This window comes from Cloacibacterium sp. Arc13 (genome assembly GCF_041431305.1).
In the GTDB taxonomy this organism is placed as follows: Bacteria; Bacteroidota; Bacteroidia; order Flavobacteriales; family Weeksellaceae; genus Cloacibacterium; species Cloacibacterium caeni_B.
In genome coordinates, this window is record NZ_JASMRM010000031.1 from 1 (window position 1) to 4,270 (window position 4,270).

At 31.0% G+C, this 4,270-nt stretch carries 4 protein-coding genes; 3 read left to right on the plus strand and 1 reads right to left on the minus strand.

Annotated elements, in window-relative coordinates; genetic code table 11:
• Positions 1–98: 98 nt before the first annotated feature.
• A complete protein-coding gene (locus tag QO190_RS13155; protein WP_371463836.1) occupies positions 99–875 on the plus strand; it encodes a hypothetical protein in 777 nt (258 codons plus the stop codon).
• 31 nt (positions 876–906) lie between these two features.
• Here the strand turns inward: QO190_RS13155 and QO190_RS13160 are convergent, their stop codons facing one another.
• Entirely contained in the window at positions 907–1,827 is a 921-nt protein-coding gene (locus tag QO190_RS13160; RefSeq protein ID WP_371463834.1) for an MBL fold metallo-hydrolase, read from the minus strand.
• A gap of 104 nt (positions 1,828–1,931) precedes the next feature.
• Between QO190_RS13160 and QO190_RS13165 the strand changes: the two genes are divergently transcribed.
• Together QO190_RS13165 and QO190_RS13170 are read left to right on the plus strand one after the other, a co-directional pair.
• Positions 1,932–2,987, plus strand: a complete 1,056-nt coding sequence (locus QO190_RS13165; protein WP_371463832.1) for a fatty acid desaturase — start codon at positions 1,932–1,934, stop codon at positions 2,985–2,987.
• A 113-nt stretch (positions 2,988–3,100) separates the two neighbouring features.
• On the plus strand, positions 3,101–4,153 hold the full coding sequence (locus tag QO190_RS13170; RefSeq protein ID WP_371463830.1) for a hypothetical protein: 1,053 nt from the start codon (positions 3,101–3,103) through the stop codon (positions 4,151–4,153).
• Positions 4,154–4,270 lie beyond the last annotated feature (117 nt).

Genomic DNA, 4,270 nt, shown 5'->3' on the forward strand with positions numbered 1-4,270 from the left:
TCGTAACAGAATTAATTCTGCTACGATTTAACTATATTTGAATTATTAATGAGTCAACCTTTTTTAGGACAACTCATTTTTATAAAAACTTTATAATTGTGAAAAAATTCAAAATACATAATCCTTGCAGTGAAAATTGGGGTGAGATGATAGATATTCCAGAAGGTAAATTTTGTAATGTTTGCTCAAAAAAAGTTTGGGATTTTACAGATAAATCTTCTGAAGAAATAGAAAAGATTTTACTTGAAAATACTAAATTGTGCGGAAGAATTTATAAATCTAAACTAAATATTGCATCAAGCATTTTAATCGCTGTTTCATTAACCACAGTTTCTTGTTCTAATCAAAAAGTTATTCAGAATAATTCTATTGAGAATATTTTAGATAAAAAGATTTTAATTAAAGGAAAAATTGATTCTTTAAAAATTGGTTTTAGAGAACCTCAATCAATAAAATTGATAACAAAATCAAAATTATATAATGGAACAATTGATACTGATAATAATTTTCAAATCGAAGTTCCAGAATCTATAATTCAAGAAAAGAACATTTTAAAAATTTCCTATAATCAAATTAAATTTGGAAAAATAATTAAGGGAAGTTCTATTCATTTGCTTTCTAAAAATGATTTGTTTTCTAACAAAACGCTACATGCTGATGATGGAATGCTTGAAATAGGAGCGGTAGTGATTGTAACACCAACTCCTCTAGATTTTTATTATTTTGATGGTAAAAGAATTTCTAGAAATAAATTTGAAAAAATTAAAAAAGAAAATCCAAATTTTGAATACATTTATTTAGACGAAGAAGTAATGACTGATATTATTACCAAAAATGCATACGTTGGAACAGTATATTTGCTTTACTCAAAATAAAAATCTCCAGAATTTTCTGGAGATTTCTTTGTTATAACTGACTTGCAATTCCTTCTACAAAGGTTTTGGTGAAATCTTTGTTCATGGCTTTTCGGTGTTCAAATTTTGGAATCACTAGATTTTCAGTTAGTTGTTCTGTGGTTTTTCCTTCGGCTAGAGATTTTTTGATGTAATCTGCACTGGCTTCTAAGAAATTTCTCATTTCGGTGAGATTTTCTAGGTTTCCTTTTGTGAGATTTTTATCTGGAGCATGTCCGAAAATAAATAAAGTATCTTTATCAAAAGTAGAAATGGCTTTTTCTAAAACAGAAATCCAGCTTCTAAAATTAGAACCATCTTTTACGCGATAAACAGGAATCATGTTGATGAACATTAAATCTCCCATGTGAACCACATTGTCTTTTTCAAAATGATACATCGCATCACCAAAAGTATGTCCCGCTCCGAAATGATAAGCGGTTACTCTTTCTCCACCAGATTTGATGAGGTATTGGTCTTCAAATAAAATATTGGCGTAAACTTGTTTGTCTACATTTTTAGCGAGTTCTGCTGCATTTTTCTGCAATTCTGGAACATTCTTTTGTGCCACAATTTTTTGAGTCAAATTTTTAAAAGCGAAATTTCCTGCAGTGTGATCTCCGTGATGATGCGTGTTGCACAAAAACTCAATCGGTTTTCCTTTGACATGAGAAATAGAATCGATTAAAGGTTGAATAAAATCTGGAAATTGAGCATCAATAACTACAAATGAATCTTTGGTTTCTAACAAACCTACGGTTCCGCCACGATTGGTAAAACTGCTCACATTTCCTCTGATTTTAGAAATATCACCATTTGAAGATTTTAAAACTTCAAAAACAGTTCTCTGAGAAGTACAAGACCATAATTGAGGCAAAATAGCAACGCCTAAAGTTGCGCCAAGAGAAGTGGTAAGAAATTCTTTGCGATTCATGATTTTATTTTTCACGAATTTAATTATTTATACGTTAAATAGTCTTAAAATTTAAAATTTTTATTCATAGAATAATATCTTTGTCTTTTTAACATAATAATTAAATGAGAGGAGAACAAAACATTATTAACGACTTAAAAAACTGGAAGGAACTTATTAAACCTTATGCTACACCGGAAGTAAAATTAGCAAGAAAAGAAGTTTGGAAAACGGTTTTACCTTTTGGTTTGCTTTTTATAGCGGCAGCCATAGTTTATGAATTTCAATTTTGGGGCGCTTTAGGAATTTGCTTTTTCGCAGGATTATTTTTAACCAGAATTTTTATTATTCAGCATGATTGTGGGCATCAATCTTTTTTTCCAGATAGAACTAAAAACGATAGAACAGGATTTCTAATGAGTTTGATGACGTGTATTCCTTACAAATATTGGGCGCGTTCTCATAATCATCATCATGCACATCAAGGACAGTTAGATACCAGAACCATCGGAGATGTTACCTTGTTGACGGTGAGAGAATACAACGAACTTTCTAATTGGGGAAAGATTAAATATAGAATTTATCGTTCCGTTCCTGTAATGTTTGTTTTGGGGCCTATTTACTACATTTTTATTCACAACAGAATTCCTTTTATCAAATTCAAAGGTTGGGAGAAAGAACGTTTAACGCTGTTGAGAACCAATTTATACTTATTAGGATTTTTTGCCATTCTAGGTGTGATTTTAAGCTTGCCAAGTTTTGATCTTATTGAAGGATTCAAAAAATTAGCACTTTTATATATTCCTATCCTTATCACGTTTGCGTTTACAGCGATTTGGTTTTTTTACATGCAACATCAGCACGACCCAAATTACAAAGCATGGAAAGAAGATTGGCAATATCTTTTAGCAGCAATTAAAGGAAGTTCTTATTATAAATTGCCAAAAATTTTCAACTTTTTTACAGGAAATATTGGGTATCATCACATTCATCATTTGGCTCCGAAAGTTCCTTTCTATAAATTAGAAAAATGCAGCAAGGAGAATCCTGTTTTCCAAAAATATGTAACGACTATCACGTTATTAAGCAGTGTAAAATATGCTTTTTATACGCTTTGGGACGAAGAAAATTACAGAATGATTACCTTCAGACAACTGAAAACCATTCCTGTAAAAGCTTAAAATTATTTCACATGATATTTCAAACCTTCAAGATTTTCTTGGAGGTTTTTTGTTGAGGTTAAAGAAAAGCCCTACAAAAGATTTTGTATCTTTGAAAAGACAAATTCAGGAGGATGAAAGACGTAAAAATAGAATTCAGAAAACCAATGTATCCCGTAAATCCAGAATTGATGGATTATTTGGAAAAAAATCATCGACTTACCAATATCAGATTTTATTATGATGATTTATTGCGTTTTTCAGATTATATGCCTGTTCATGATAAAGAAGGCAAGGACACACTTTGGCTCAATGTGTATTACCCAGAATTTGAACACGCCGAAATCGAAGCTAATCTCAATAAAATTTATACGCTTTTACATTCTGATGGAGATGTAGATGTACTTCCTTTTTTGAAGGTAGATTCTATTCATTTTTGTACGTTTGGGAACTCTAAACCATTTAGAATTAGAGTAAGAAATATTCTGAATGATAATTATACCAATTTTTACATTAAAAAAGCAGATGCTTCTAGGATTTATGGTCTGGAATTAGAAGAAATTCTTTCGCCTAATCGTATTAATTTCCTTTTGTACAAAGACACTTTAATTGAGGAACATATTTTAGGAATTCCTGGAGATGTCTTTATAGAAAAGCATTTAGACCAATGTTCACCTCAAGAAAAAGCTCAAATTGCCAAAGAGTTTGTGAAATTTAACGAAAGATGTCTCATCGGTTTACTCGGAGATATGCGTTCTTACAATTACGTGGTGATTCCTGCACATGATTTTGACCAAGTGGTGTATAGAATTCGTCCGATTGATTTTGACCAGCAGTGCTACGAAGGAAATCTCAAAATTTATCTGCCTCAATATTTCAAAGAAAATAAGAAAATGGTAGAAATGGTTTATGATAGACTTAAACCCAATTCCATCGAACAATATAGAAAAGAAGTTCGTTCTGCCATTGCAAAACGCGCCAGTACAGACGGAAGGTTGCCTCATTTGCTAGAAATTATGAAAAGAGATGAGATTTCTAAACCAGAACATGTAGAAGAATTGAAAGCAGGATTGCACAAACTTACTTATAGCATTCAGTTCAAAAAATGCGAATCTATGGGTGAAATTCTAGAAACTGGACTCAATTTTGTGATTAGAAATTATAAAAATTCTAACATAAAAAAATAAAAAAACCGAACGTCTTAGTTCGGTTTTTTATTTAGAATTTATGTCTAGTCCTGAAATAGCGATACACAAAAAAACATCGTTATGCAAGAACAACAAGAAATGCTTTATTTAAAGCGA

Bases quoted from the DNA above. Each gene is read 5' to 3' on its own strand.
- QO190_RS13160 (WP_371463834.1), bottom strand. From the start codon at position 1,827: ATGAATCGCAAAGAATTTCTTACCACTTCTCTTGGCGCAACTTTAGGC.
- QO190_RS13165 (WP_371463832.1), top strand. From the start codon at position 1,932: ATGAGAGGAGAACAAAACATTATTAACGACTTAAAAAACTGGAAGGAA.
- QO190_RS13170 (WP_371463830.1), top strand. From the start codon at position 3,101: ATGAAAGACGTAAAAATAGAATTCAGAAAACCAATGTATCCCGTAAAT.